The sequence below is a fragment of the Enterobacter sp. 18A13 genome, assembly GCF_007035975.1.
Lineage (GTDB): Bacteria > Pseudomonadota > Gammaproteobacteria > Enterobacterales > Enterobacteriaceae > Enterobacter > Enterobacter vonholyi.
On the sequence record NZ_AP019634.1, the window covers coordinates 4031771 to 4056580 of the forward strand.

Below are 24810 nucleotides of genomic sequence, written 5' to 3' on the forward strand. Positions count from 1 at the left end.
GCCCTGCGCTAACAGCGAGGCAAGCTCATGAGTTACCTTTTAGCGTTAGATGCAGGGACAGGCAGCGTTCGCGCCGTTATTTTCGATTTACAGGGCAACCAGATTGCCGTCGGTCAGGCCGAGTGGAAGCACCTGAGCGTTGAGAACGTGCCGGGGTCGATGGAGTTCGACCTCGAGACCAACTGGCAGCTGGCCTGCCGGTGCATTCATCAGGCGCTGTCGCGCGCGAATCTGACCGCGGCAGATATTCAGTCCGTCGCCTGCTGTTCAATGCGCGAAGGGATCGTGCTGTATGACCGCAACGGCGAGGCCATCTGGGCCTGCGCCAACGTCGACGCCCGCGCCAGCCGCGAAGTGGCCGAACTCAAAGAGATCCACGATGACCGTTTTGAATCCGAAGTGTATGAGGTATCCGGCCAGACGCTGGCGCTGAGCGCCATGCCGCGCCTGCTGTGGCTGGCGCACCATCGTCCGGATATTTACCGCAACGCCGCGACCATCACCATGATCAGCGACTGGCTGGCGGCGAAGCTCTCCGGCGAGCTGGCGGTCGACCCGTCTAACGCGGGCACCACCGGCATGCTGGATCTGTTTTCCCGCGACTGGCGTCCGGCGCTGCTCGACATGGCCGGGCTGCGCGCCGATATCCTCTCCCCGGTGAAAGAGACCGGTACCGTGCTGGGCGCGATTACCAAAGAGGCCGCGCAGCAGAGCGGCCTGCGCGAAGGCACGCCGGTAGTGATGGGCGGCGGCGACGTACAGCTGGGCTGTCTGGGGCTGGGCGTGGTTCGCGCCGGACAAACGGCGGTGCTGGGCGGTACCTTCTGGCAGCAGGTGGTCAACCTGCCGCAGGTGCGCACCGATCCTGAGATGAACATCCGCGTGAACCCGCACGTCATTCCCGGCATGGCGCAGGCGGAGTCGATCAGCTTCTTTACCGGGCTGACCATGCGCTGGTTCCGCGACGCCTTCTGCGCGGAGGAAAAGCTGATTGCCGAGCGGATGGGGATGGACACCTACTCCCTGCTGGAAGAGATGGCGAGCCGCGTGCCGGCGGGTTCCCACGGGGTGATGCCGATCTTCTCCGACGCGATGCATTTTAAGCAGTGGTACCACGCCGCGCCGTCGTTTATTAACCTCTCCATCGACCCGGAAAAATGCAACAAAGCGACGCTGTTCCGCGCCCTGGAGGAGAATGCGGCGATCGTCTCGGCCTGCAACCTGGCGCAGATTTCGCGCTTCTCCGGCGTAACGTTTGAAAGCCTGGTGTTTGCGGGCGGCGGTTCCAAAGGCGCTCTGTGGAGCCAGATCTTAAGCGACGTCACCGGCCTGCCGGTGCGCGTGCCGGAAGTGAAAGAGGCGACGGCGCTCGGCTGCGCGATTGCGGCAGGTGCTGGCGCGGGGCTGTTTGCCGATATGGCCTCGACGGGCGAGCGGCTGGTGAAGTGGAGCCGCGAGTTCACGCCGAACCCGCAACACCGGGAGCTGTACGACGGCATGATGCAGAAATGGCAGGCGGTGTACGCCGACCAGCTCGGGCTGGTGGACAACGGGCTGACGACCTCGATGTGGCAGGCTCCGGGGCTGGTCCGGGCAGCGGCGCCGTAAATAACGCCGGATGGCGCTACGCTTATCTGTCCTGGGGTTTTGTAGCCCCGGTAAGCGCAGCGCCACTGGGGAAGTTCTTTGAGATCTATCACAATCATTCGATCCCGCTTTTACCTTTCCGCTGCCGCTGGCTAAATTAGTAACTCATCCGACCACATAACAATAATTTTACACTGGAAGAGACTATGTGCCGCTACCCGTCGTTATTCGCCCCCCTCGATCTGGGGTTTACCATCCTTAAAAACCGCGTGTTGATGGGCTCGATGCACACCGGGCTGGAGGAGCATCCGGACGGGGCCGAGCGTCTGGCGGCCTTCTATGCCGAACGCGCCCGCCACGGGGTGGCGCTGATTGTCACCGGCGGTGTAGCCCCTACCCCTTCCGGCGTCGGCATGGAGGGCGGCGCGGTGCTGAACGATGCGTCGCAGCTGCCGCACCACCGCATTGTGACCGACGCGGTGCACAGCGAGGGCGGTAAAATCGCCCTGCAAATCCTGCACACCGGACGCTACAGCTACCAGCCTAACCTGGTCGCACCGTCGGCCATTCAGGCGCCGATCAACCGCTTTAAACCTCACGCCCTCACCCACGACGAGATCCTGGCGCTGATCGACGACTTTGCCCGCTGCGCGGCGCTGGCGCGTGAGGCGGGCTACGACGGCGTGGAGGTAATGGGCTCAGAAGGCTATCTGATTAACGAGTTCCTCGCGGCCCGCACCAACCAGCGCGACGACGAATGGGGCGGCGACTATGCCCGCCGGATGCGCTTTGCTGTAGAAGTCGTGCGCGCCGTGCGCGAACGTGCGGGCGCGGATTTTATTATCATCTTCCGCCTGTCGATGCTCGACCTGGTGGAGGGCGGCGGCACGTTTGACGAAACCGTGCAGCTGGCGCAGGCGATTGAAGCCGCAGGTGCGACGATTATCAACACAGGGATTGGCTGGCACGAGGCGCGCATTCCGACCATCGCCACGCCGGTGCCGCGCGCGGCGTTCAGCTGGGTAACGCGCAGGCTGAAAGGGAAAGTGTCTGTTCCGCTGGTCACCACCAACCGCATTAACGATCCGCAGGTGGCGGACGATGTGATTTCGCGCGGCGATGCCGACATGGTGTCGATGGCGCGCCCGTTCCTGGCCGATGCCGAGCTGCTGTCCAAAGCGCAAAGCGGCCGCGCGGATGAGATCAACACCTGCATCGGCTGTAATCAGGCATGCCTGGATCAGATCTTCGTCGGGAAAGTGACCTCCTGCCTCGTCAACCCGCGCGCCTGCCACGAAACCAAAATGCCGGTAATCCCGGCGACAGCGAAAAAACGCCTGGCGGTTGTCGGCGCAGGGCCTGCGGGCCTGGCGTTTGCGGTCAATGCCGCCTCGCGCGGGCACAGCGTGACGCTGTTTGATGCGCTGGGGGAGATTGGCGGGCAGTTTAATATCGCCAAACAGATCCCCGGCAAAGAGGAGTTCTACGAAACGCTGCGCTACTACCGCCGGATGATCGAGCTGACGGGCGTCGAGCTGCGGCTTAACCAGTTTGTCAGCGCGGCGGATCTGACTGATTTCGATGAGGTGATTCTGGCGAGCGGGATCGTACCGCGCACGCCTGCGATCGAGGGTATCGATCATCCAAAAGTGCTGAGCTATCTCGACGTGCTGCGTGACAAAGTACCGGTTGGCGAGAAGGTGGCGATTATCGGCTGCGGCGGGATCGGCTTTGATACCGCCATGTATTTGAGCCAGCCGGGCGAGGCGACCAGCCAGAACATTGCCGAGTTTTGCGTCGAATGGGGCATTGATACCAGCCTCAGCCAGTCCGGTGGCCTGCGCCCGGAAGGGCCGCAGCTGCCGAAAAGCCCGCGCCAGATCGTGATGCTGCAGCGTAAGGCCAGCAAGCCGGGCGAAGGGCTGGGCAAAACGACCGGCTGGATCCACCGCGCCACCCTGCTCTCACGCGGGGTGAAGATGATCCCGGCTGTCAGCTACCACAAGATCGACGACGAGGGGCTGCACGTCACGATCGGCGGCGAGCCGCAGCTGCTGCGCGTGGATCATGTCATTTTGTGCGCCGGGCAGGAGCCAAAGCGCGATCTGGCCGATCCGCTGCGCGAGGCCGGTAAAACAGTGCATCTGATTGGCGGGTGCGACGTGGCGATGGAGCTGGACGCGCGGCGCGCGATTGCGCAGGGGACGAAATTAGCTCTGGCGATCTAGGGCATTGCCCGGTGGCGCTGCGCTTACCGGGCCTACAAAACCGTAGGCCTGTGCAAGCGAAGCGCCGCCAGGCAAAACAATCTTAACGACGACGTCCCAGCTTCACCGCCTTCAGCACCACGAACTTATTGTTCGTCGCAATGGTGACGCAGTTGCCGAAAATCTTCTTCAGCTTGTGGAAGTAATCCAGGTGGCGGTTGGCCACGATGTACAGCTCGCCGTTAATCTTCAGGCAGCGGCGCGCGTGGTGGAACATCTCCCACGCGACGTTATCCGTCAGGGCGTGCTTCTGGTGGAACGGCGGGTTGCAGAACACGGCGTTAAAGCGGAACGGCTCTACGCCGGACAGCGCGTTGTTGATCATAAACTCGCAGCGGTCCAGCGCGTCCGGCATATTGGTTTCAACGTTCAGACGGCTGGAGGCCACCGCCATCGGCGATTCGTCGCTGAACACCACGCTGGCCTCCGGGTTCTTCGCCAGCAGCGTCAGGCCAATCACGCCGTTGCCGCAGCCCAGGTCGACAATCTCTCCTTCCAGATTTTCCGGCAGATGTTCCATAAAGAAGCGCGCGCCGATATCCAGACCGGTGCGGGAGAAGACGTTCGCGTGGTTGTGGATGGTCCAGTCGGTCCCTTCCAGCGTCCAGCTCAGGGTCTCTGGCGCGTCGGCCAGCTCCGGCGCGCTGAAGGTGCAGTTAATCAGGCGCGCTTTTTTCCACGCCAGCGTGGTGGTGGTTGGGCCGAGGACCTTCTCGAACAGCTCCAGCGTCGAGGTGTGAATATCGCGCGCTTTGGCACCCGCGATGATGCGCGTTTCAGGCGTCACGACCTTACGCAGCGCGCGCAGCTGCTGCTCCAGCAGCGCCATGGTTTTTGGCACTTTGATCAGCACCACGCCCGGCGCCTGCGGGTAGTCCGCGGTGCTGTCGAGGAACTTCACGCTGGACTCGTCGATGTCGTTATGGCGCAGGTTTTCACGCGTCGCCAGTTCGCTCAGGTAGGAATCGCCAATGCTGTAAGGCGTGTGCTCTGTCAGGGCGCAGCCCAGCGCGCCGAAGGCGTCATTCAGGATCAAAACCGGGCCGCGGATTTCAGTCTCATCCAACTGTTGCAGCAGATATTCATCCGCCGCTTCCCACGCCTGAAGCGGGTTAACGTCGTCCGTTTCCGGGAAACGTTTAAGGTTGAGTGAACGGAAACCGTTGTCTAAGTGGCTCATCGGCCCTCCTGAATGGTAAAATTTGGCGTATCCCTGAAAAGGGTGCGTGAGTATACCCGTTTTCGCATTAATTTGGGCTTTTGATGAACCAACTTACTTATCTCCAGGGCTATCCGGAGCATTTACTGACTCAGGTTCGCAGCCTGATTGCCGAGCAGAAGCTCGGCGCAGTGCTGGAAAAACGCTATCCCGGCACCCACGATTTCGCGACCGATAAGGCCCTCTGGCAGTATACGCAGGATCTGAAAAGCCGGTATCTGAAGAGCGCGCCGCCGATCAACAAGGTGATGTACGACAACAAGATCCACGTGCTGAAAAACGCGCTCGGCCTGCACACCGCCGTCTCCCGCGTGCAGGGGGGCAAGCTGAAGGCAAAGGCCGAAATCCGCGTCGCGACGGTTTTCCGCAACGCGCCGGAAGCCTTTCTGCGGATGATCGTCGTCCATGAGCTGGCACACCTGAAAGAGAAAGAGCACGACAAAGCGTTCTATTCCCTGTGCTGCCACATGGAGCCACAGTACCACCAGCTGGAGTTTGATACCCGTCTGTGGCTTACGCATTTATCGTTAAATGGTAATGCGGAATAGCGCACGCGAATTGTCATGATGACGTGCTACAGTGGCTAAAGGTTCCCCGCTACGGAGTACGTAAACGTCTATGATACGTTTCGCAGTCATTGGAACGAACTGGATCACGCGCCAGTTCGTCGACGCCGCCCACGAAACCGGCAAACTGAAACTTACCGCAGTCTATTCCCGCAGCCTTGAGCAGGCGCAGAGTTTTGCCAACGATTACCTCGTTGAGCATCTCTTCACCTCGCTTGATGAGATGGCGCAAAGCGATGCCATTGACGCGGTCTATATCGCCAGCCCGAACTCCCTGCACTTTCCGCAAACGAAGCTGTTCCTCAGCCATAAAAAGCATGTGATTTGCGAGAAGCCGCTGGCATCAAATATTGAGGAAGTGGAGGCGGCCATTGCGCTTGCCCGCGAAAACCAGGTGGTTCTTTTCGAAGCGTTCAAAACCGCCAGCCTGCCGAATTTCCTGCTGCTGCAGCAGTCCCTGCCGAAAATCGGCAAGGTACGCAAAGCCTTTATTAACTACTGCCAGTACTCGTCGCGCTACCAGCGCTATCTGGACGGCGAGAACCCGAACACCTTTAACCCGGCGTTCTCGAACGGCTCGATAATGGATATCGGATTTTACTGCCTGGCCTCTGCAGTGGCCCTGTGGGGCGAACCGCACGGCGTCACGGCTACCGCCAGCCTGCTGGAGAGCGGCGTGGATGCGCACGGTGTCGCGGTGCTGGACTACGGGGATTTCAGCGTCACGCTGCAGCACTCCAAGGTGAGCGACTCTGTCCTGCCGAGCGAAATTCAGGGCGAAGCGGGCTCGCTGGTCATCGAGAAAATCTCCGAGTGCCAGAAGGTGAGCTTCGTGCCGCGCGGCGGCAAAGCCCAGGAGCTGACGCAGCCTCAGCATATTAACACTATGCTCTATGAGGCAGAGGTCTTCGCCCGTCTGGTGGAAGACAACGAAGTGAATCACCCAGGCCTTGCGGTGAGCCGCACCACGGCGAAGCTGCAAACGGAGATCCGCCGCCAGACCGGCGTGGTATTCCCTGCAGACGGCGTGAGTGCGGAAGTTATCGCGTAAAGCTGTGTAATGAAACGGCGCAGACCATTGACGAAACCAATGGTCTGACATATTTTGTTACCTGCAAAGGGGAGTAACTTCTTCGTCGGTGGATCGTCATTACGATGCGTGCAATACCGCATCCGGTCGCCGGGCAACCTTCGTGGTTGTAAGTGAGACCTTGCCGGAAGGCGAGGTCTATGCATAAAAAGCTAACGGCTATCGTCTTCTGACCATGGCCGTTTTTGTTTTTTATGTGTAAGGAAAATAGTATGCATTCTGTCGGCACTCCCATGTTGTGGGGCGGATTCGCGGTTGTCGTGCTCATCATGCTGGCGATCGACCTCTTTTTGCAGGGACGTCGCGGCGCGCACGGCATGACCATGAAACAGGCCGCCGCCTGGTCGCTGGTGTGGGTCACCCTCTCTCTGCTCTTCTGCGCCGCCTTCTGGTGGTACCTGGCCTCGACCGAAGGCCGCGCGGTTGCCGACCCTCAGGCGCTTGCCTTCCTCACCGGCTATCTGATTGAAAAAGCCCTGGCGGTTGATAACGTCTTCGTCTGGCTGATGCTGTTCAGCTACTTCGCCGTACCTGCGGCTCTGCAGCGTCGCGTGCTGGTGTACGGCGTGCTGGGCGCAATTATCCTGCGTACCATCATGATCTTCGCTGGCAGCTGGCTGATTACCCAGTTCGAGTGGCTGCTGTACGTCTTCGGCGCGTTCCTGCTGTTCACCGGGGTCAAAATGGCGCTGGCGAAAGAGGACGGCTCTGCGATTGGCGATCGCCCGCTGGTGAAGTGGATCCGCGGCCATCTGCGCATGACCGACAAGATCGAGAGCGAGCACTTCTTCGTGCGCAAGAACGGCCTGCTGTTTGCCACCCCGCTGCTGCTGGTGCTGATTCTGGTTGAGCTGAGCGACGTGATTTTCGCCGTGGACAGCATTCCGGCGATCTTCGCGGTAACCACCGACCCGTTCATCGTCCTGACCTCTAACCTTTTCGCCATTCTCGGCCTGCGTGCCATGTATTTCCTGCTGGCAGGCGCGGCGGAGCGTTTCTCCATGCTGAAGTACGGCCTGTCGGTGATTCTGGTGTTTATCGGTATCAAAATGCTAATCGTCGATTTCTACCATATCCCGATCGCTATTTCGCTCGGCGTGGTATTTGGCATTCTGATCGTGACGCTAATTATCAATACCTGGGTTAACCGCCAGCACGATAAGAAGCAGCAGGTGGAGTAATCCCCTCACCCCGGCCCTCTCCCACAGGGAGAGGGTGAACACACTTTTGTAACGCAGTAGTTAAAAAATATGATGCAACACGTAAAATCCAGCATTTTACGCTTCCCTCCTTTGGCACATTCCCTATACTCGACCAGGCAAACATTTACTTACATCCGGACATAAATGTGACTAAGAGCACATCCGGGATGGAACGCAATTTCACTCAGGAAATATGTATGAGCATACAATCAAGCGGTCTGTTCGCGCGCCTGGCGCAGGGCAGCCTCGTTAAACAAATTCTGGTCGGGCTGGTGCTGGGTATTCTGCTGGCGATGGTGTCAAAACCTGCCGCGGAAGCCACGGGGCTGCTCGGGACGCTGTTCGTAGGTGCACTGAAAGCCGTCGCGCCGGTACTGGTTCTGATGCTGGTCATGGCGTCAATTGCCAACCACCAGCACGGACAAAAAACCAACATTCGCCCCATTCTGTTCCTTTATCTGCTGGGAACCTTCTCGGCTGCCTTAACGGCCGTGGTGTTTAGCTTCCTGTTCCCGTCCACGCTGCACCTGACCAGCGCGGCCGGTGATATCACGCCGCCGTCCGGCATTGTCGAAGTCCTGCGGGGCCTGCTGATGAGCATGGTCTCTAACCCCATCACCGCGCTGATGAGCGGAAACTACATTGGCATCCTTGTCTGGGCGATTGGTCTGGGCTTCGCGCTGCGCCACGGCAACGAGACCACGAAAAACCTGGTCAACGATTTGTCCAACGCCGTGACCTTTATGGTGAAGCTGGTGATTCGCTTTGCGCCAGTCGGTATTTTCGGGCTGGTCTCCTCCACGCTGGCAACTACCGGTTTTGACGCACTGTGGGGTTACGCGCAGCTGCTGGTTGTGCTGGTCGGCTGTATGCTGCTGGTGGCGCTGGTGATCAACCCGCTGCTGGTGTTCTGGCAGATCCGCCGCAACCCGTATCCGCTCGTGCTGACCTGCCTGCGCGAAAGCGGCGTAACCGCCTTCTTCACCCGCAGCTCGGCGGCGAACATTCCGGTTAACATGGCGCTGGCGGAGAAGCTGAACCTGGACCGCGACACCTATTCCGTTTCGATCCCGCTGGGTGCAACCGTGAATATGGCGGGTGCGGCAATCACCATTACTGTGCTGACCCTGGCGGCGGTGCATACGCTGGGCATTCCGGTGGATCTGCCAACCGCGCTGCTGTTGAGCGTCGTGGCGTCGCTGTGTGCCTGTGGCGCATCGGGCGTGGCGGGCGGTTCCCTGCTGCTGATCCCGCTGGCGTGTAATATGTTCGGTATCCCGAACGAAATCGCCATGCAGGTGGTAGCCGTCGGCTTTATCATCGGCGTGCTGCAGGACTCCTGCGAAACCGCGCTGAACTCCTCTACCGACGTGCTGTTTACCGCAGCGGCCTGTCAGGCGGAAGACGCGCGTTTAGCGAAGAACGCCCTGCGAGGTTAACAGCAAAACGGCAACCCTGAGGTTGCCGTTTTTAGTGTTTGTACCCTCTCCCTGTGGGAGAGGGTCAGGGTGAGGGCACCAGCCCGCTCCCTATTTAAAGCGTCACACCACTCTTAAAGATCGCCAGCTCGCGGAAGTCGTTCTTCTCGTTACAGGTTTGCTTGCCGTTGGCAAATTCCACAATCGCGTCCACGAATTCCGTCAGCAGCTGCGGCATCGCTTTGCCGTGAATCAGCTGGCCCGCATCAAAGTCGATCCAGTGTTTTTTCTTCGCCGCCAGCTCGCTGTTGGTGGCAATTTTCACCGTCGGCACAAAACCGCCGTACGGCGTGCCGCGACCGGTGCTGAACAGCACCATATGGCAGCCGGCGCCCGCCAGCGCGCTGGTGGCGACCGCATCGTTACCCGGTGCGCTCAGCAGGTTCAGACCGTGCGTTTTCAGGCGCTCGCCGTAGCGCAGAACGTCCACCACCTGGCTGGCGCCCGCTTTCTGGGTGCAGCCGAGAGATTTCTCTTCCAGCGTGGTGATCCCGCCCGCTTTGTTACCCGGTGACGGGTTCTCGTAAATGGGCTGATTGTGGGCGATGAAATACTGTTTGAAGTCGTTCACCATGGTGACGGTCTTCTCAAACGTCTCTTCGTCGCGGCAGTGGCTCATCAGAATACGTTCCGCACCGAACATCTCCGGCACTTCGGTCAGCACAGTGGTGCCGCCGTTGGCAATAACGTAATCCGAGAAGCGACCCAGCATCGGGTTGGCAGTGATGCCGGACAGGCCGTCAGACCCGCCGCACTCCAGACCAAACTTCAGCTCGCTCAGCTTACCCGGCTCGCGCTTGTCGTGGCGCATCACGTTATACAGCTGATGAAGCTGCTCAACGCCCGCTTCCACTTCGTCGTCCTGATGCTGACACACCATAAAATGCACGCGCTCAGGATCGAACTCACCGAGCGTCTCGCGGAAGGCGTCCACCTGATTGTTCTCGCAGCCCAGGCCGATCACCAGCACCGCCCCCACGTTCGGGTGGCGCACCATGTTTTGCAGCATGGTGCGGGTATTGATGTGGTCGTCACCCAGCTGGGAGCAACCGTAGGTGTGGCTGAACAGATGTACCCCGTCAGTGCCTTCGGCACTGTTGGTCTCTTTCAGAAAACGCGTCTGGATCTGACGCGCGATGCCGTTGACGCAGCCGACGGTCGGGAGGATCCACAGCTCGTTGCGGATCCCCACCTCACCGTTAGCGCGACGGTAGATCTGTACTTCACGATCTGCCGCCTGACGCTCTTCCGCGGGTAAATCAGGTTGATAGCTGTACTCGTCCAGATCGCTCAGATTGGTGCGCGTATTGTGAGAATGAATATGTTCACCCGGCTCGATATCCGCTAACGCATGCCCAATCGGAAGACCGTACTTAATGATGTTGTCCCCTTTGGCGAGAGGCTTCACGGCAAACTTGTGTCCGCGAGCAATCGCCTGACGCAGGGTGACGCTCTGGTTATCAACGGTCACCACGTCGCCTTCATCGAGATCCGTCAGCGCGACGGCCACGTTATCCAGCGAATGGATTTTGATGTATTGCATATCAACCTCAAACGGCCCTAGTTCAGTTCAATGGCGAAGTAGTCACGCGCATTGTTAAAGCAGATGTTTTTCACCATTTCGCCCAGCAGCTGGATATCCGCTGGCGCTTCGCCTGCGTGCACCCAGCGGCCAATCATCTGGCACAGAATGCGGCGGAAATATTCATGACGGGTATAGGACAGGAAGCTGCGGCTGTCGGTCAGCATGCCGACAAAGCGGCTTAGCAGGCCAAGCTGCGCCAGCTGCGTCATCTGACGTTCCATACCGTCTTTCTGATCGTTGAACCACCAGCCGGAGCCGAACTGCATCTTGCCCGGCATCCCTTCGCCCTGGAAGTTGCCGACCATGGTACCCAGCACTTCGTTATCGCGCGGGTTCAGGCAGTACAGGATGGTTTTAGGCAGCAGATTTTGTTCGTTCTGTTTGCTCAGAAGTTTGGACAGCTCTTCTGCCAGCGGACGGTCGTTGATGGAGTCGAAGCCTACATCCGCACCAAGCAGCTTAAACTGGCGCTGGTTGTTATTGCGCAGCGCACCGATATGGTACTGCTGTACCCAGCCGCGACGCGCGTATTCCGCACCGAGGAACACCAGTACCGCCGTTTTGAACTGCGCCACTTCGTGCTCGCTAAGCGATTCACCGGTGAGACGACGTGCCAGAATGCTGTCCAGCTCGGCCTCGTTTGATTCTGCAAACAGCACCACGTCCAGCGCGTGGTCAGAGACTTTACAGCCGTGCGCCGCGAAGTGATCCAGACGTTTGGTCAGCGCGGTTTGCAGGTCGGTGAAACGACGTATGTCGGTATCGGACACTTCCGCCAGCTTCGCCATGTAGTCGGCGAAGGTAGCCTGCTCAATGTTGAAGGCTTTGTCCGGGCGCCAGCTTGGCAGCACTTTGATATCAAAAGAGGTGTCTTTGGCGATAACCGCATGATGCTCCAGAGAGTCAATCGGATCGTCGGTGGTGCCCACCATCTTCACGTTCATCTGCTTCATGATGCCGCGCGCGGAGAAGTTATCCTGCGCCAGCAGGGCGTTGCAGCGCTCCCAGATTTCATCGGCGGTCGTTGGGGAGAGAAGTTTGCCGGTGATGCCAAACGGACGGCGAAGCTCAAGGTGCGTCCAGTGGTAAAGCGGGTTGCCGATGGTGTGCGGAACAGTCGCCGCCCAGGCGTCAAACTTCTCGCGGTCGGTCGCATCGCCGGTACACAGGCGCTCAGCCACGCCGTTGGTGCGCATGGCGCGCCATTTGTAGTGGTCACCCTTCAGCCAGATGTCATACAGGTTTTTGAAGCGATAATTTTCGGCAACCTGCTGCGGCGGTAAATGGCAGTGGTAGTCGAAAATCGGCTGGTCTTTTGCGTAGTCGTGGTACAGGCGGCGAGCAAATTCGGTATCTAACAGAAAATCGTCGGTCATAAACGGCGTCATTATCGTCTTCCTCATTACGGGAGCGCAGAAAGCGTATGTTCATATGCTGCAAAGTTATCACACCAATTTCCACCAGCCGACGTTTTTTTCGTGAGTGAGATCAATAAACGTCAACAAATAAATTACCCTCAATGGAGTAAACCCTTCTACAAGCCGCATCATTACTGGCTTTGCGCTCAGCAATTAATGTCCCCACAAAGAATCATACATTTGTGATGTCACTCACCTTTTAAAGTTGTATGACAAGTTATCTTTTCGCCGTCGCAAACTATAAGCCGACGGAATGCATTACTGGTGTCAGATACACCAGATTTAACGGTACGGATACCGACTTATGCACGCTTACTTATGGCAAGGTTCGGGCCGTTCCGGGACATGCTCCCGGCTGCGCCCCTCCCGTTACACAACTGCTCCCGGAAACGGTCGAGAGGTTGCCGCGTTCTGGCGCGGAAATAACATAACGATGAGGTTTTAGATGCGTAAAATTAAAGGGTTACGTTGGTATATGATCGCACTGGTGACGTTAGGCACCGTGCTGGGCTACCTGACGCGTAACACCGTGGCAGCAGCAGCGCCAACGTTGATGGAAGAGCTGCATATCTCCACGCAGCAATACTCCTACATCATTGCCGCCTACTCCGCGGCTTATACCATCATGCAGCCTGTTGCTGGCTATGTGCTGGACATTCTCGGTACCAAAATCGGTTATGCCTTCTTCGCCATCGCCTGGGCGGTGTTCTGCGGAGCCACCGCGCTGGCGGGAAGCTGGGGCGGCCTGGCGCTGGCGCGCGGCGCGGTAGGTGCAGCTGAAGCCGCCATGATCCCCGCAGGGCTGAAAGCCAGCTCCGAGTGGTTCCCGGCAAAAGAGCGTTCCATTGCGGTCGGTTACTTCAACGTCGGCTCGTCCATAGGGGCGATGATTGCACCACCGCTGGTGGTGTGGGCTATCGTGATGCACAGCTGGCAGATGGCGTTCATCATCTCTGGCGTGCTGAGCTTTGCGTGGGCCATGGCGTGGCTGATTTTCTATAAACATCCGCGCGATCAGAAAAAATTGTCTGAAGAAGAACGCGAGTACATCATTGGTGGTCAGGAAGCGCAGCATCAGACCAATAACGGCAAAAAAATGACCGTCTGGCAGATCCTGGGCACCCGCCAGTTCTGGGGTATCGCCCTGCCGCGTTTCCTGGCCGAGCCGGCATGGGGTACCTTCAACGCGTGGATCCCCCTGTTTATGTTTAAAGTCTACGGCTTTAACCTGAAAGAAATCGCGATGTTCGCCTGGATGCCGATGCTGTTCGCTGACCTGGGCTGTATCGTGGGCGGCTACCTGCCACCGCTGTTCCAGCGCTGGTTTGGGGTGAACCTGATTGTTTCCCGTAAGATGGTGGTGACCATGGGCGCACTGCTGATGATTGGCCCGGGCATGATCGGCCTGTTCACCAGCCCGTATGTGGCCATCGCCCTGCTGTGCATCGGCGGATTTGCTCACCAGTCCCTGTCCGGCGCGCTGATTACGCTCTCCTCTGACGTCTTTGGCCGTAACGAAGTGGCCACCGCCAACGGCCTGACCGGGATGGCCGCCTGGACCGCGAGTACGATGTTTGCGCTGGTGGTCGGCGCACTGGCGGATACCATCGGCTTCAGCCCGCTGTTCGCCGTGCTGGCTATTTTCGACCTGCTGGGCGCGGTGGTGATCTGGACGGTGCTGAAAAGCAAATCGGCAGAAGAGCTAGCGAAAGAGTCCCTCGGGAAACCGGCGACACAGAGTTAGCGAAAATGCGTTTCACCGAAGCCGCCTCCGGGCGGCTTTTTTAATGGCAAAATCTGGAGAGTGGCACGCAAAAGTGGTATAACAAATCATCTGCCGTACCCTGCCTGGAGCGCATATGGAAATCACCGAACCACGTCGTTTATATCAACAACTTGCTGCCGAGCTGAAAGATCGCATCGAGCAAGGAGTCTATCTTGTCGGTGATAAACTTCCCGCCGAGCGCTTCATTGCGGATGAAAAAAGCGTCAGTCGCACCGTGGTGCGCGAAGCCATCATCATGCTGGAAGTGGAAGGCTACGTTGAGGTACGCAAAGGCTCCGGCATTCACGTGATTTCTAATCTGCCGAAACACTCTCCCGTCGCGGACGAAAGTCTGGAATTCGCCAGCTACGGTCCGTTTGAGCTGCTCCAGGCTCGCCAACTGATCGAAAGCAATATTGCTGAGTTTGCGGCGACGCAGGTGACCAAGCAGGACATCATGAAGCTGATGGAAATCCAGGAGAATGCCCGTAAGGAAAAATGTTTCCGCGATTCAGAGTGGGATCTGCAGTTTCACGTCCAGGTCGCCCTGGCAACCCAAAATACGGCGCTGGCGGCAATTGTTGAGAAAATGTGGACTCAGCGCGTTCATAACCCGTACTGGAAGAAACTGCACGACCATATCGATTCCCGTACCGTCGACAACTGGTGTGACGATCACGATCAAATCCTTAAGGCGCTGATTCGTAAAGATCCCCATGCCGCTAAGCTGGCGATGTGGCAGCATCTGGAAAACACCAAGCAGATGCTGTTCAATGAAACCAGCGACGACTTCGAATTTAACGCTGACCGCTATCTTTTCGCCGATAATCCCGTTGTTCATCTCGATACGGCCCCCAGTGCCGCAAAATAGATGACCTTCCCGCTGGCAGGCGCCTCGCTGCGCCTTCTGGCTCCAGTGGGTAAGCAAAACATATATAGTGTCAGCCTTTGTAAATCCCCTCGCTCACTTCCTGGGCTTACGCCAAAATCAACTCACGCCTGCAAATTCTGTGACGCAGAACGTTGGGCTTTGTTACAATTGGATTCACTTCGTTATTTTGTAAGTTAGTGCTTGCTAACCAGCCAATTAACAGGGAAACGTGTTGGCCACACCGCAATGTGTCCGCGAGCGACCATAATGAAATCACAACAATGTCGCCGTGCTGTTTGCCCCGGATAACAGGCGTGACGTTAACCGATTTCCAGGAACACTGAATGGAACTTTTGACCCAACTACTGCATGCCCTTTGGGCGCAGGATTTTGAAACGCTGGCCAACCCTTCCATGATTGGCATGCTCTATTTCGTCTTGTTTATGATCCTGTTCCTTGAGAACGGTTTGCTGCCTGCTGCCTTCCTGCCTGGTGACAGTTTGCTGGTGCTCGTCGGCGTGCTGTGTGCCAAAGGGGCGATGGCGTTTCCGCAAACTATTTTATTACTGACCGTCGCGGCCAGCCTCGGCTGCTGGGTGAGCTACATCCAGGGTAGATGGCTGGGCAATACCCGGATCGTCCAGAACTGGCTCTCGCACCTGCCTGCACATTATCATCAGCGGGCGCACCACCTTTTCCATAAGCACGGGCTTTCCGCGCTGCTGATTGGCCGCTTTATCGCGTTTGTACGTACGCTGTTGCCGACCATTGCCGGTCTGTCGGGGCTGAGCAGCGCCCGCTTCCAGTTCTTTAACTGGATGAGCGGTCTGTTATGGGTGCTTATTCTGACAACGCTCGGCTATGCGTTGGGTAAAACGCCGGTGTTTATGAAATATGAAGACCAGCTGATGTCCTGCCTGATGCTGCTGCCTGTGGTTCTGCTGGTCTTCGGCCTGATCGGCTCTCTGGTCGTGCTGTGGAAAAAGAAATACGGAGCCAGAGGCTAACGATGGCTATCTCACCGCTTGCCCTGCGCCGTTTTGCCTGCGCCGTGATGACACTGGTGGTGCTCAGCGCCATGCTGCTGGCATGGAGCGCGCTTTCGCACCAGGAATCCACGCTTGCCATTCGCCCGGTGAACCAGGGTGCCAGCGTGCCTGACGGTTTTTCTGTCTGGCACCATCTGGATGCGAACGGGATCCGCTTTAAAAGCATCACTCCGCAGGACGACGTTTTACTGATCAAGTTTGATTCCCGTGCGCAAAGTGCCGCCGCGAAAGTGGTTCTCGACCGTACGCTGCCGCACGGGTATATCATTGCCCAGCAGGAAGATGAGAGCCAGCCTGCAGCCTGGCTCTCGTTGATTCGCGATACGTCGCATCGGTTTGGATAACTTCCAGGATTCCGAATCTTTTCACTCACTTTGGTGAATCCCCCGTTTACTTACTATGCTTAAGTACGCGGAGCACCCCTCGACTGTACTCCGCATAACTTTGGATAGCGGCTTACGCCGCAACACAATGGAAGGTTTCGATAATGAAATTCCGCATGACTCTGGCTCTGGCCCTTTTTTCTTTAAGCACAGCATCCTTCGCAAACTCTCTTTGTCAGGAGAAAGAACAGGATATTCAGCGTGAGATCGGTTATGCCGAAAAGCATAACAATCAGCACCGTGTTGACGGTCTTAAAAAAGCGCTGAGCGAAGTGAAAGCGAACTGTTCAGACAGCAAGCTTCGTGCCGACCACAAGAAGAAAATCGCTGAACAGAAGGACGAGATAGCCGAGCGCCGTCGCGACCTGCAGGAAGCGAAAGAGAAAGGGGATGCGGAAAAAATTGCTAAGCGCGAGAAGAAGTTGAAAGAAGCGCAGGACGACCTGAAAGCGCTGGAAGCTCGCGATTATTGAGTTAACGGAAATCTCAACAGGAGAAAGAATCATGTCAAAAGATACGACGTCTGAACATCTGCGCGCTGAACTGAAATCCCTGGCCGATACCCTTGAAGAGGTGCTGAACTCCTCTGCTGACAAGTCAAAAGAAGAGGTCAGCAAGCTGCGCAGCAAGGCGGAGCAGGCCCTGAAAGAGAGCCGCTACCGCCTGGGTGAAACCGGTGATGCACTGGCGAAACAGACCCGCGAAGCGGCTGCCCGCGCGGACGAATACGTGCGTGATAATCCATGGACGGGTGTAGGAATTGGTGCCGCAGTGGGTGTGGTACTGGGTGTCCTTCTGACGCGTCGTTGATATGGAAGATCCTCGTCACGCACAAGGGCCTGCTAACAACGTCCTCGGCATCGGCCAGCGTATTTTAACAACGCTGGTCGGGATTGCCGAAACGCGCGTCCGGCTGGCAGTGGTTGAGCTGGAAGAGGAGAAAGCCAACCTCTTCCAGATGCTGCTGATGCTCGGACTGACCATGCTCTTCGCCGCGTTTGGTCTGATGAGTCTGATGGTGTTAATCATCTGGGCCATTGACCCGCAGTATCGTCTTAACGCCATGATTGCCACCACCGTCGTTCTGCTGGTAGCAGCGTTGATTGGCGGTATCTGGACGCTGCGTAAAGCGCGTAAGTCCACGTTCCTGCGCCATACGCGTCAGGAGCTGGCTAACGACCGCGCCCTGCTGGAGGATGACAAGCCGTGAGTGGTAAAGCCGAACGTCAAAAGCGAAAAGCGTACCTGCTAAGCCAGATCCAGCAGCAACGGCTGGATCTGTCGGCCAGCCGTCGCGACTGGATTGACGCGACGCGACGGTTTGACCGAGGCTGGAACACCTTCCTGAGCCTGCGTTCATGGGCGCTGGTCGGCAGCAGCGTGATGGCTATCTGGACGGTTCGTCATCCAAATATGCTCATCCGCTGGGCGCGCCGTGGGTTTGGTGCCTGGAGCGCCTGGCGTCTGGTGAAAGCAACGTTGCGGCAGCAGCAATTACGCTAGCCTTATCGCCGGGTGGCGTAGCCGCCACCCGGCAAAATCCTCCCCCTCCCTTACTCAATATCTTTGAAGAAGATTGACAGTTTTCCTTGCTAACAATTGCCACCCGCCCCGTTTATTATCCTCTCCATCGACAGCAACGACGCGGTATCTACCCGGAATTGCAGACAAATAACGTTCAGCCGCTGATGTGGTTTCCTGGAGAGTAAAATGAAAAAATTAGAAGATGTTGGTGTACTGGTAGCGCGTATTCTGATGCCAATTCTGTTCATCGTGGCAGGTTGGGGAAAAATCACCGGTTATGCGGGTACCCAGCAGTATATGGAAGCCATGGGCGTTCCGGGATTCCTGTTGCCACTGACCATTCTTCTTGAGTTCGGCGGCGGCCTGGCAGTCCTGTTCGGCTTCCTGACCCGCACTACCGCGCTGTTTACCGCAGGCTTCACCGTGCTGACGGCTTTCATCTTCCACAGCAACTTTGCGGAAGGCGTGAACTCTCTGATGTTCATGAAAAACCTGACCATCGCGGGTGGCTTCCTGCTGCTGGCCGTCACTGGCCCGGGCGCATACAGCATCGACCGCGTTCTGAATAAGAAATGGTAAGCACGCTATACTGAATGAACTCAAAGCGAGGAGACTTCTCCTCGCTTTTGCTATCTGACGGAGGAGAAAAAATGGGACAACTCGTAGACGGCGTATGGCAGGATGTCTGGTATGACACCAAATCCACCGGAGGTCGCTTCAAGCGCTCAGTTTCGGCCTTCCGTAACTGGCTGACCGCCGACGGTGCCCCCGGCCCGAGCGGCGAAGGCGGCTTCGCGGCTGAGAAAGACCGTTATCATCTTTATGTTTCCCTTGCCTGCCCGTGGGCGCACCGCACGCTAATTGTGCGCAAGCTCAAAGGTCTCGAATCCTTAATTCCGGTTTCGGTGGTCAACCCACTGATGCTGGAAAACGGCTGGACGTTCGGCAGTGATTTTCCTGCGGCAACCGGCGACGAACTGTATCACCACGATTTCCTGTACCAGCTCTATCTGCGCGCCGATCCGCACTACACCGGGCGCGTGACCGTGCCCGTGCTGTGGGACAAGAAAAACCAGACGATTGTCAGCAATGAGTCTGCGGAAATCATCCGCATGTTCAATACCGCATTTGATGCGCACGGCGCTCGTGCCGGAGATTATTACCCGGTTGAACTGCGTGATAAGATTGACGAGCTGAACGGCTGGATTTACGACAACGTCAACAACGGTGTCTACAAGGCCGGTTTCGCCACCAGCCAGGAAGCGTATGACGAAGCGGTCGGGAAGGTGTTTGAATCATTGGAACGCCTGGAACAGATCCTGGGCCAGCATCGCTACCTGACGGGCGATCGCCTGACGGAAGCGGACATTCGCCTGTGGACCACGCTGGTTCGCTTTGATCCGGTCTATGTCACCCACTTTAAGTGCGATAAACACCGCATCAGCGACTACCTGAACCTGTATGGTTTCCTGCGCGACATCTACCAGATGCCGGGTATCGCGGAGACGGTCGACTTCGACCATATTCGCACCCACTATTTCCGCAGCCACAAGACCATCAACCCGACGGGTATTATCTCCATCGGCCCGTGGCAGAACCTGGATGAACCGCACGGGCGCGACGTCCGATTTGGATAAATATTAAGGGCATCAATAGATGCCCTTTTTTAATTCACAATCTCCATCTATCCTTACTTTGATTGCTTAGAAAACAAGTGATTGACCGATTATTGAGGCAAGGAAAATGGACTGGTATCTGAAAGTACTGCGCAACTACATTGGATTTGGTGGCCGCGCCCGCCGCAAAGAGTACTGGATGTTCGTTCTGGTGAACTTCATCCTCATCATGGTGCTGGGTATTGTGGATAAAATTCTTGGCTGGGAGCGGGCTGGCGGTGAAGGCGTGCTGACCACCATTTATGGCCTGTTAGTCCTGCTGCCATCGTGGGCGGTACTGTTCCGTCGGCTGCACGATACCGATCGTTCGGCGTGGTGGTTATTGCTGCTGTTAATCCCGATCGTGGGCTGGATCGTGATTTTGATTTTCAACTGTCAAAGCGGGACGCCGGGCGAAAACCGCTTTGGTCCCGATCCTAAGATCGGCGCGTAAATTACTGCCCGGTGGCGCTTACGTTTACCGGGCCTGTACGCTTATTTGTTGTGGTGCGCAAAGAGCTTTGGAATTTCTCGCAGGCACCACGATTTGGCTTCGCCCATGCTGTCGCGACGCCACGCCATAATGATATCCACTTCGCTGGTGTACTCCGGGCTCACAACCCGCAGTCGTCCTTCCGCAATATCTTTTTCCACAAACGGGTACGGCATCGTCGCCACGCCCAGACCGGCCAGCAGCGCCTGCCGTTTGTCCTCCAGCGAGGTCACCGTCAGACGAGGCTGTTTATCCAGCAGCTGCACCGTCAGCACCGGACGCTCGCGCGCGGTATCCGCTACCGCTACGCCGCGATACTTCACTCGTGTGACTTCAGAGAGCGGCTCGGGCTCCTGATGAATCGGATGGTTGGGGGCGGCAACATAAACGTTCATCACACTGTAGAGCTTGCGCGAGTTGATTTCTGAAGATGAGCGGAAGTGCATGTCCGGCGCAATAACGATATCTGCCCTGCCCGTCTCCAGACGTTCCCACGCCCCTGCCAGCACCTCGGTGATGATGGACAGCTGCGTATTGGCCTTCGCCGCCAGGCGGTCCACCAGCGGGAACAGCGCTTCGGTCGGCACCAGCGCTTCGGTCACGAGCGTGAGATGGGTTTCCCAGCCGCGCGCCAGCGCTTCGGCGTCTGTCGTCAGCTTGTCCGCTGCTTCCAGCAGTACGCGGCCGCGCTCCAGCAGCATTCGGCCCACGTTGGTGAATTTTGTTCGATGACCGGAGCGGTCAAAAAGCACCACGTCCAGCTCTTCTTCCAGCTTCTGCATGGTGTAGCTCAGCGCAGACGGAACGCGCCCCAGTTCATCGGCCGCCGCCGCAAAACTGCCGCGCCGGTCAATCGCGTCCATGACGCGAAGCGCCTCAAGCGTCAATGCTCTCTCTTTAGCCATCTCGTTCTCATTCAGGAAATTTGAACATACCGGGCAGAATATCTGGCTAACAATGAAGCGTCCATACCTTTACCATTGTTTTAGTGTAAAGAGAGGTCAAGTTTATGATTACGACAAGAACAGCTAAACAGTGCGGACAAGCCGATTTCGGTTGGCTGCAGGCCCGCTACACCTTTTCCTTTGGACACTACTTTGACCCTAAACTCCTCGGTTACGCTTCACTGCGCGTGCTGAACCAGGAAGTGCTCGCCCCGGGCGCCTCCTTCCAGCCGCGTACGTACCCGAAAGTCGATATCCTGAACCTGATCCTGGAAGGCGAGGCAGAATACCGCGATAGCGAGGGCAATCATGTCCAGGCAAAGGCTGGCGAAGCGTTGTTAATTTCCACGCAGCCGGGCATCAGCTACAGCGAGCATAACCTCAGCAAAGATAAAACGCTGACCCGCATGCAGCTGTGGCTCGACGCCTGCCCTGAGCGGGAAAATCCGCTGGTACAGAAGTTAGATTTAACGGGCGATAAGCAGCAGCTGATTGCATCGCCGGACGGCAGTACAGGTAGCCTGCAGCTGCGCCAGCAGGTGTGGCTGCATCATATCGAACTGAAGAAAGGTGAACAGGCGAGCTTCCAGCTTCACGGTCCGCGCGCCTATCTACAGTCTATTCACGGTACGGTGCATGCGGTGACGCACACGGAAGAAAAAGAAGCCCTCACCTGCGGCGACGGGGCGTTTATTCGTGATGAAGCGAATATCACGCTGGTGGCAGATACTCCGCTGCGCGCGCTGCTGATTGATTTGCCGGTTTAGAGAATGCCCTCACGTTAACCCTCTCCCAACGGGAGAGGGAACCGCTCGAGCCTCGGCAGAATTATCCGGCGCCGTACGCAACGACGAAATCACTCTGCCAGCGCGTTGGCCATATCAGTTCTAATCTGTTTACGCTGTTCCGGCGTTAATACCTGGCTGACGTCGAAGTAATATTTCACGCGGTAATAACGGGTCTGCTCTTCAATTTTGCTAAAGGCGGCAAGCTGGCTTTTGACCGTGCTTTCGTCCCATTTACCCGCCTGGAACATGTCGACCAGCGCGCCGTCCTTTACGCCCGTCATCGGGATCTTGCTGACATTTTGTTCCAGCTGCTTATGCAGATCTTCAATCTTCTTAACCTGCTCATTGCTGAGCTTCAGGTGCTGTACCAGCGGATCCTGCGATGGAGACGGAGCAGCCTCAACGTTCGCGGCCTGTGCCGTAAAACTGCACACTGCCAGCGAGGCGGCGATCAGCGCAATACGGGTCATTTTCATCATCTTACTGTCCTTACATGCTGTGATAGGAAAAGCGGGCATTGTTTTTCAAGAGCGGATGAATATGTGTGAGTAATTATATAAACAATTTTGTATGTTTCGCGGGCAAAAACATGCCCCCTGGGTTGAGGGGGCATGAGCACTCACATTTAGATTGACTGGGTAAACGTTCGAGAAATCACGTCCTGCTGCTGTTCCCGCGTCAGCGCATTAAACCGCACCGCATAGCCTGAAACGCGTATCGTCAGGTTCGGGTAATTCTCCGGATGCGCAATGGCATCGAGGAGCATCTCCCGGTTCATCACGTTAACGTTCAGGTGCTGCCCGCCCTCGATAGACGCTTCGTGATGGAAGTACCCGTCCAGCAGCCCCACCAGGTTGGTTTTGCGCACCAGCTCGTCCTTGCCCAGCGCCTGCGGCAAGATAGAGAAGGTGTAGGAGATCCCGTCTTTGGCATAGGTGAACGGCAGCTTGGCGACCGACGTTAACGAGGCCACCGCCCCTTTCCTGTCGCGCCCGTGCATCGGGTTTGCGCCTGGGGCAAACGGCGTGCCGCCGCGTCGTCCGTCCGGCGTGTTCCCGGTCTTCTGGCCGTAAACCACGTTAGAAGTGATGGTCAGGATCGACTGGGTCGGCACCGCGTTGCGGTAGGTTGGCAGCGCCTGAATTTTCTTCATAAAGCGCTCCACCAGGTCGCAGGCAATGCTGTCCACACGGTCGTCGTTGTTGCCGTACTGCGGATAGTCCCCTTCAATCACGAAATCGACCGCCAGGCCGGTATGGTCGCGCACCGGCTTCACCGTAGCGTATTTAATCGCCGACAGGGAATCCGCTGCCACCGACAGCCCGGCAATGCCGCAGGCCATGGTGCGATAGACATCCCGGTCGTGCAGCGCCATCAGCGAGGCTTCGTAGCTGTACTTATCATGCATGTAGTGAATGAGATTCAGGGCGCTGATGTACTGCACCGCCAGCCAGTCCATAAAGTGATCGAGACTCGCCATCACGGTGTCGTAATCCAGCACGTCGTCCAGCAGCGGCTCGGTTTTTGGCCCGACCTGGATCTTCAGCTTTTCGTCCACCCCACCGTTGATCGCGTACAGCAGCGTTTTGGCAAGGTTGGCGCGCGCGCCAAAGAACTGCATCTGCTTGCCGATCACCATCGGGCTGACGCAGCAGGCAATGGCATAATCGTCGCTGTTGAAGTCCGCACGCATCAGATCGTCGTTCTCATACTGCAGAGAAGAGGTGACGATCGATACCTGCGCGGCGTATTTCTTGAACGCGATCGGCAACTGTTCTGACCAGAGGATCGTCAGGTTCGGCTCCGGCGCGGGTCCCATGGTGTGCAGGGTATGCAGATAGCGGAAGCTGTTTTTGGTCACCAGCGTGCGTCCGTCCAGCCCCATGCCGGCGATCACTTCCGTCGCCCAGATCGGATCGCCGGAGAAGAGCGTGTCGAACTCCGGCGTGCGCAGGAAACGCACCATGCGGATCTTCATGATGAAGTGGTCGATCAGCTCCTGCGCCTGCACCTCGCTCAGCCGCCCCGCCTGCATGTCGCGTTCGATGTAGATATCGAGGAACGAGGCCGTGCGCCCCAGCGACATCGCCCCGCCGTTCTGGGATTTCACCGCTGCCAGGTAGGCAAAATAGACCCACTGCACCGCTTCCTGGGCGTTCATAGCCGGACGAGAGATATCAAACCCGTAGTTCGCCGCCATCTGCTGGATCTGCAGCAGCGCGCGCCTGTGCTCCGCCAGCTCTTCGCGCAGGCGGATCGTTGCCTCCAGATCTTCGCCGCGCTCCAGCCTGCCCTGCAGATCGGCAAACTGAAGTTCACGTTCGCGTACCAGATAGCTGATGCCGTAGAGCGCCACGCGGCGGTAATCACCGATGATGCGTCCGCGCCCGTAGCCGTCCGGCAACCCGGTCAGCGCCCCGGATTTACGACAGCGCATCATCTCCGGGGAGTAGACATCAAACACACCCTGGTTATGGGTTTTGCGCAGCTCGGTAAAGAGATATTCAAACTGCGGATCCATCTCCCGCCCGTAGGCCTCAAACGAGCTGCGGATCATGTTGATCCCGCCGTACGGATGCAGGGCGCGCTTGAGCGGCTTTTCGGTTTGCAGGCCGACGATCGTCTCCAGATCCTGGTCGATGTAGCCAGGCCCGTGGGCCGTAATGGTGGTGGCAATGTTGGTGTCGAAATCTACCGGGGCGTGGGTGGCATTCTCCTGGCGAATGCCGACCATTACCTTCTGCCACAGCGCCGTCGTTGCAGGCGTCGCCTGCGCGAGGAAAGCTTCATCGCCTTCATAAGGGGTGTAGTTATGCTGAATAAAATCGCGGACGTTGACGGCGTTTTTCCATTCTTCACCGCGAAACCCGGCCCATGCGTCGCTGTAGGGTGCGACGCCCGTATCGATTGTTACATTCATGTGATT

At 57.5% G+C, this 24810-nt stretch carries 24 protein-coding genes; 18 read left to right on the plus strand and 6 right to left on the minus strand.

The window, feature by feature from the left end; genetic code table 11:
* Window positions 1-27 precede the first annotated feature (27 nt).
* Window positions 28-1608, plus strand: a complete 1581-nt coding sequence (gene lsrK / locus FOY93_RS19435) for an autoinducer-2 kinase (RefSeq protein ID WP_143345571.1) — start codon at window positions 28-30, stop codon at window positions 1606-1608.
* Window positions 1609-1793: 185 nt separating this feature from the next.
* Window positions 1794-3815: an NADPH-dependent 2,4-dienoyl-CoA reductase gene (locus FOY93_RS19440; RefSeq protein ID WP_143345572.1), complete on the plus strand. Its 2022-nt coding sequence runs from the start codon at window positions 1794-1796 to the stop codon at window positions 3813-3815.
* A gap of 82 nt (window positions 3816-3897) precedes the next feature.
* Here the strand turns inward: FOY93_RS19440 and rlmG are convergent, their stop codons facing one another.
* Window positions 3898-5034, minus strand: a complete 1137-nt coding sequence (rlmG, locus tag FOY93_RS19445; RefSeq protein WP_143345573.1) for a 23S rRNA (guanine(1835)-N(2))-methyltransferase RlmG — start codon at window positions 5032-5034, stop codon at window positions 3898-3900.
* 83 nt (window positions 5035-5117) lie between these two features.
* Between rlmG and FOY93_RS19450 the strand changes: the two genes are divergently transcribed.
* The 4 genes from FOY93_RS19450 to sstT all read left to right on the plus strand — a co-directional run bounded on the left by FOY93_RS19450 (window position 5118) and on the right by sstT (window position 9370).
* Entirely contained in the window at window positions 5118-5621 is a 504-nt protein-coding gene (locus FOY93_RS19450) for a YgjP-like metallopeptidase domain-containing protein (RefSeq protein ID WP_023309281.1), read from the plus strand.
* A 70-nt stretch (window positions 5622-5691) separates the two neighbouring features.
* The gene (locus FOY93_RS19455; RefSeq protein WP_047072913.1) at window positions 5692-6690 is read left to right on the plus strand and encodes a Gfo/Idh/MocA family protein; all 999 of its coding nucleotides are present in this window, start codon (window positions 5692-5694) and stop codon (window positions 6688-6690) included.
* 251 nt (window positions 6691-6941) lie between these two features.
* Window positions 6942-7910 carry a TerC family protein gene (locus tag FOY93_RS19460; RefSeq protein WP_023309283.1) on the plus strand — a complete coding sequence of 323 codons (969 nt, stop codon included), beginning with the start codon at window positions 6942-6944 and terminating at the stop codon, window positions 7908-7910.
* Between the two features lie 218 nt (window positions 7911-8128).
* The gene (gene sstT, locus FOY93_RS19465) at window positions 8129-9370 is read left to right on the plus strand and encodes a serine/threonine transporter SstT (RefSeq protein ID WP_115876320.1); all 1242 of its coding nucleotides are present in this window, start codon (window positions 8129-8131) and stop codon (window positions 9368-9370) included.
* A 94-nt stretch (window positions 9371-9464) separates the two neighbouring features.
* Here the strand turns inward: sstT and FOY93_RS19470 are convergent, their stop codons facing one another.
* Both FOY93_RS19470 and uxaC read right to left on the minus strand, forming a co-directional pair.
* Window positions 9465-10952 carry a UxaA family hydrolase gene (locus tag FOY93_RS19470; protein WP_143345574.1) on the minus strand — a complete coding sequence of 496 codons (1488 nt, stop codon included), beginning with the start codon at window positions 10950-10952 and terminating at the stop codon, window positions 9465-9467.
* 17 nt (window positions 10953-10969) lie between these two features.
* Window positions 10970-12382, minus strand: a complete 1413-nt coding sequence (gene uxaC, locus FOY93_RS19475) for a glucuronate isomerase (protein WP_136195047.1) — start codon at window positions 12380-12382, stop codon at window positions 10970-10972.
* Between the two features lie 475 nt (window positions 12383-12857).
* On the opposite strand from uxaC, the gene FOY93_RS19480 reads away from it, so the two are divergent.
* The 11 genes from FOY93_RS19480 to FOY93_RS19530 all read left to right on the plus strand — a co-directional run bounded on the left by FOY93_RS19480 (window position 12858) and on the right by FOY93_RS19530 (window position 20113).
* On the plus strand, window positions 12858-14156 hold the full coding sequence (locus FOY93_RS19480; RefSeq protein WP_024906406.1) for an MFS transporter: 1299 nt from the start codon (window positions 12858-12860) through the stop codon (window positions 14154-14156).
* Window positions 14157-14271: 115 nt separating this feature from the next.
* Window positions 14272-15048, plus strand: a complete 777-nt coding sequence (gene exuR / locus FOY93_RS19485) for a transcriptional regulator ExuR (protein WP_023615584.1) — start codon at window positions 14272-14274, stop codon at window positions 15046-15048.
* A 344-nt stretch (window positions 15049-15392) separates the two neighbouring features.
* Complete coding sequence (yqjA, locus tag FOY93_RS19490) at window positions 15393-16055, plus strand: DedA family general envelope maintenance protein YqjA (protein WP_008503144.1); 663 nt, start codon at window positions 15393-15395, stop codon at window positions 16053-16055.
* Window positions 16056-16057: 2 nt separating this feature from the next.
* Window positions 16058-16441: an EnvZ/OmpR regulon moderator MzrA gene (mzrA, locus tag FOY93_RS19495; RefSeq protein ID WP_023344960.1), complete on the plus strand. Its 384-nt coding sequence runs from the start codon at window positions 16058-16060 to the stop codon at window positions 16439-16441.
* A 143-nt stretch (window positions 16442-16584) separates the two neighbouring features.
* Window positions 16585-16953 (plus strand): DUF1090 domain-containing protein, encoded by a 369-nt coding sequence (locus tag FOY93_RS19500; RefSeq protein ID WP_023309291.1) that lies wholly within the window; start codon window positions 16585-16587, stop codon window positions 16951-16953.
* A gap of 31 nt (window positions 16954-16984) precedes the next feature.
* Window positions 16985-17290, plus strand: coding sequence for an ElaB/YgaM/YqjD family protein (locus FOY93_RS19505; protein ID WP_008503141.1), 306 nt, complete (start codon window positions 16985-16987; stop codon window positions 17288-17290).
* Window position 17291: 1 nt separating this feature from the next.
* Complete coding sequence (locus FOY93_RS19510; protein ID WP_014885329.1) at window positions 17292-17690, plus strand: phage holin family protein; 399 nt, start codon at window positions 17292-17294, stop codon at window positions 17688-17690.
* Window positions 17687-17983 carry a YqjK-like family protein gene (locus FOY93_RS19515; RefSeq protein ID WP_111964937.1) on the plus strand — a complete coding sequence of 99 codons (297 nt, stop codon included), beginning with the start codon at window positions 17687-17689 and terminating at the stop codon, window positions 17981-17983. Before FOY93_RS19510 ends, FOY93_RS19515 begins: the two co-directional genes overlap by 4 nt.
* A gap of 207 nt (window positions 17984-18190) precedes the next feature.
* A complete protein-coding gene (locus FOY93_RS19520) occupies window positions 18191-18583 on the plus strand; it encodes a DoxX family protein (RefSeq protein WP_023309292.1) in 393 nt (130 codons plus the stop codon).
* Window positions 18584-18654: 71 nt separating this feature from the next.
* Window positions 18655-19641 (plus strand): glutathione S-transferase family protein, encoded by a 987-nt coding sequence (locus FOY93_RS19525; RefSeq protein WP_133295179.1) that lies wholly within the window; start codon window positions 18655-18657, stop codon window positions 19639-19641.
* A 106-nt stretch (window positions 19642-19747) separates the two neighbouring features.
* Entirely contained in the window at window positions 19748-20113 is a 366-nt protein-coding gene (locus FOY93_RS19530) for a DUF805 domain-containing protein (protein ID WP_023294635.1), read from the plus strand.
* 41 nt (window positions 20114-20154) lie between these two features.
* Here the strand turns inward: FOY93_RS19530 and yhaJ are convergent, their stop codons facing one another.
* Window positions 20155-21057 (minus strand): DNA-binding transcriptional regulator YhaJ, encoded by a 903-nt coding sequence (yhaJ, locus tag FOY93_RS19535; protein ID WP_008503135.1) that lies wholly within the window; start codon window positions 21055-21057, stop codon window positions 20155-20157.
* Window positions 21058-21161: 104 nt separating this feature from the next.
* On the opposite strand from yhaJ, the gene FOY93_RS19540 reads away from it, so the two are divergent.
* On the plus strand, window positions 21162-21863 hold the full coding sequence (locus FOY93_RS19540; protein ID WP_115876325.1) for a pirin family protein: 702 nt from the start codon (window positions 21162-21164) through the stop codon (window positions 21861-21863).
* An 89-nt stretch (window positions 21864-21952) separates the two neighbouring features.
* On the opposite strand, the gene FOY93_RS19545 is transcribed toward FOY93_RS19540, so the two are convergent.
* Together FOY93_RS19545 and pflB are read right to left on the minus strand one after the other, a co-directional pair.
* Window positions 21953-22363, minus strand: a complete 411-nt coding sequence (locus FOY93_RS19545; RefSeq protein ID WP_133295180.1) for a Spy/CpxP family protein refolding chaperone — start codon at window positions 22361-22363, stop codon at window positions 21953-21955.
* Window positions 22364-22509: 146 nt separating this feature from the next.
* The gene (gene pflB, locus FOY93_RS19550; RefSeq protein WP_143345575.1) at window positions 22510-24804 is read right to left on the minus strand and encodes a formate C-acetyltransferase; all 2295 of its coding nucleotides are present in this window, start codon (window positions 24802-24804) and stop codon (window positions 22510-22512) included.
* Window positions 24805-24810 lie beyond the last annotated feature (6 nt).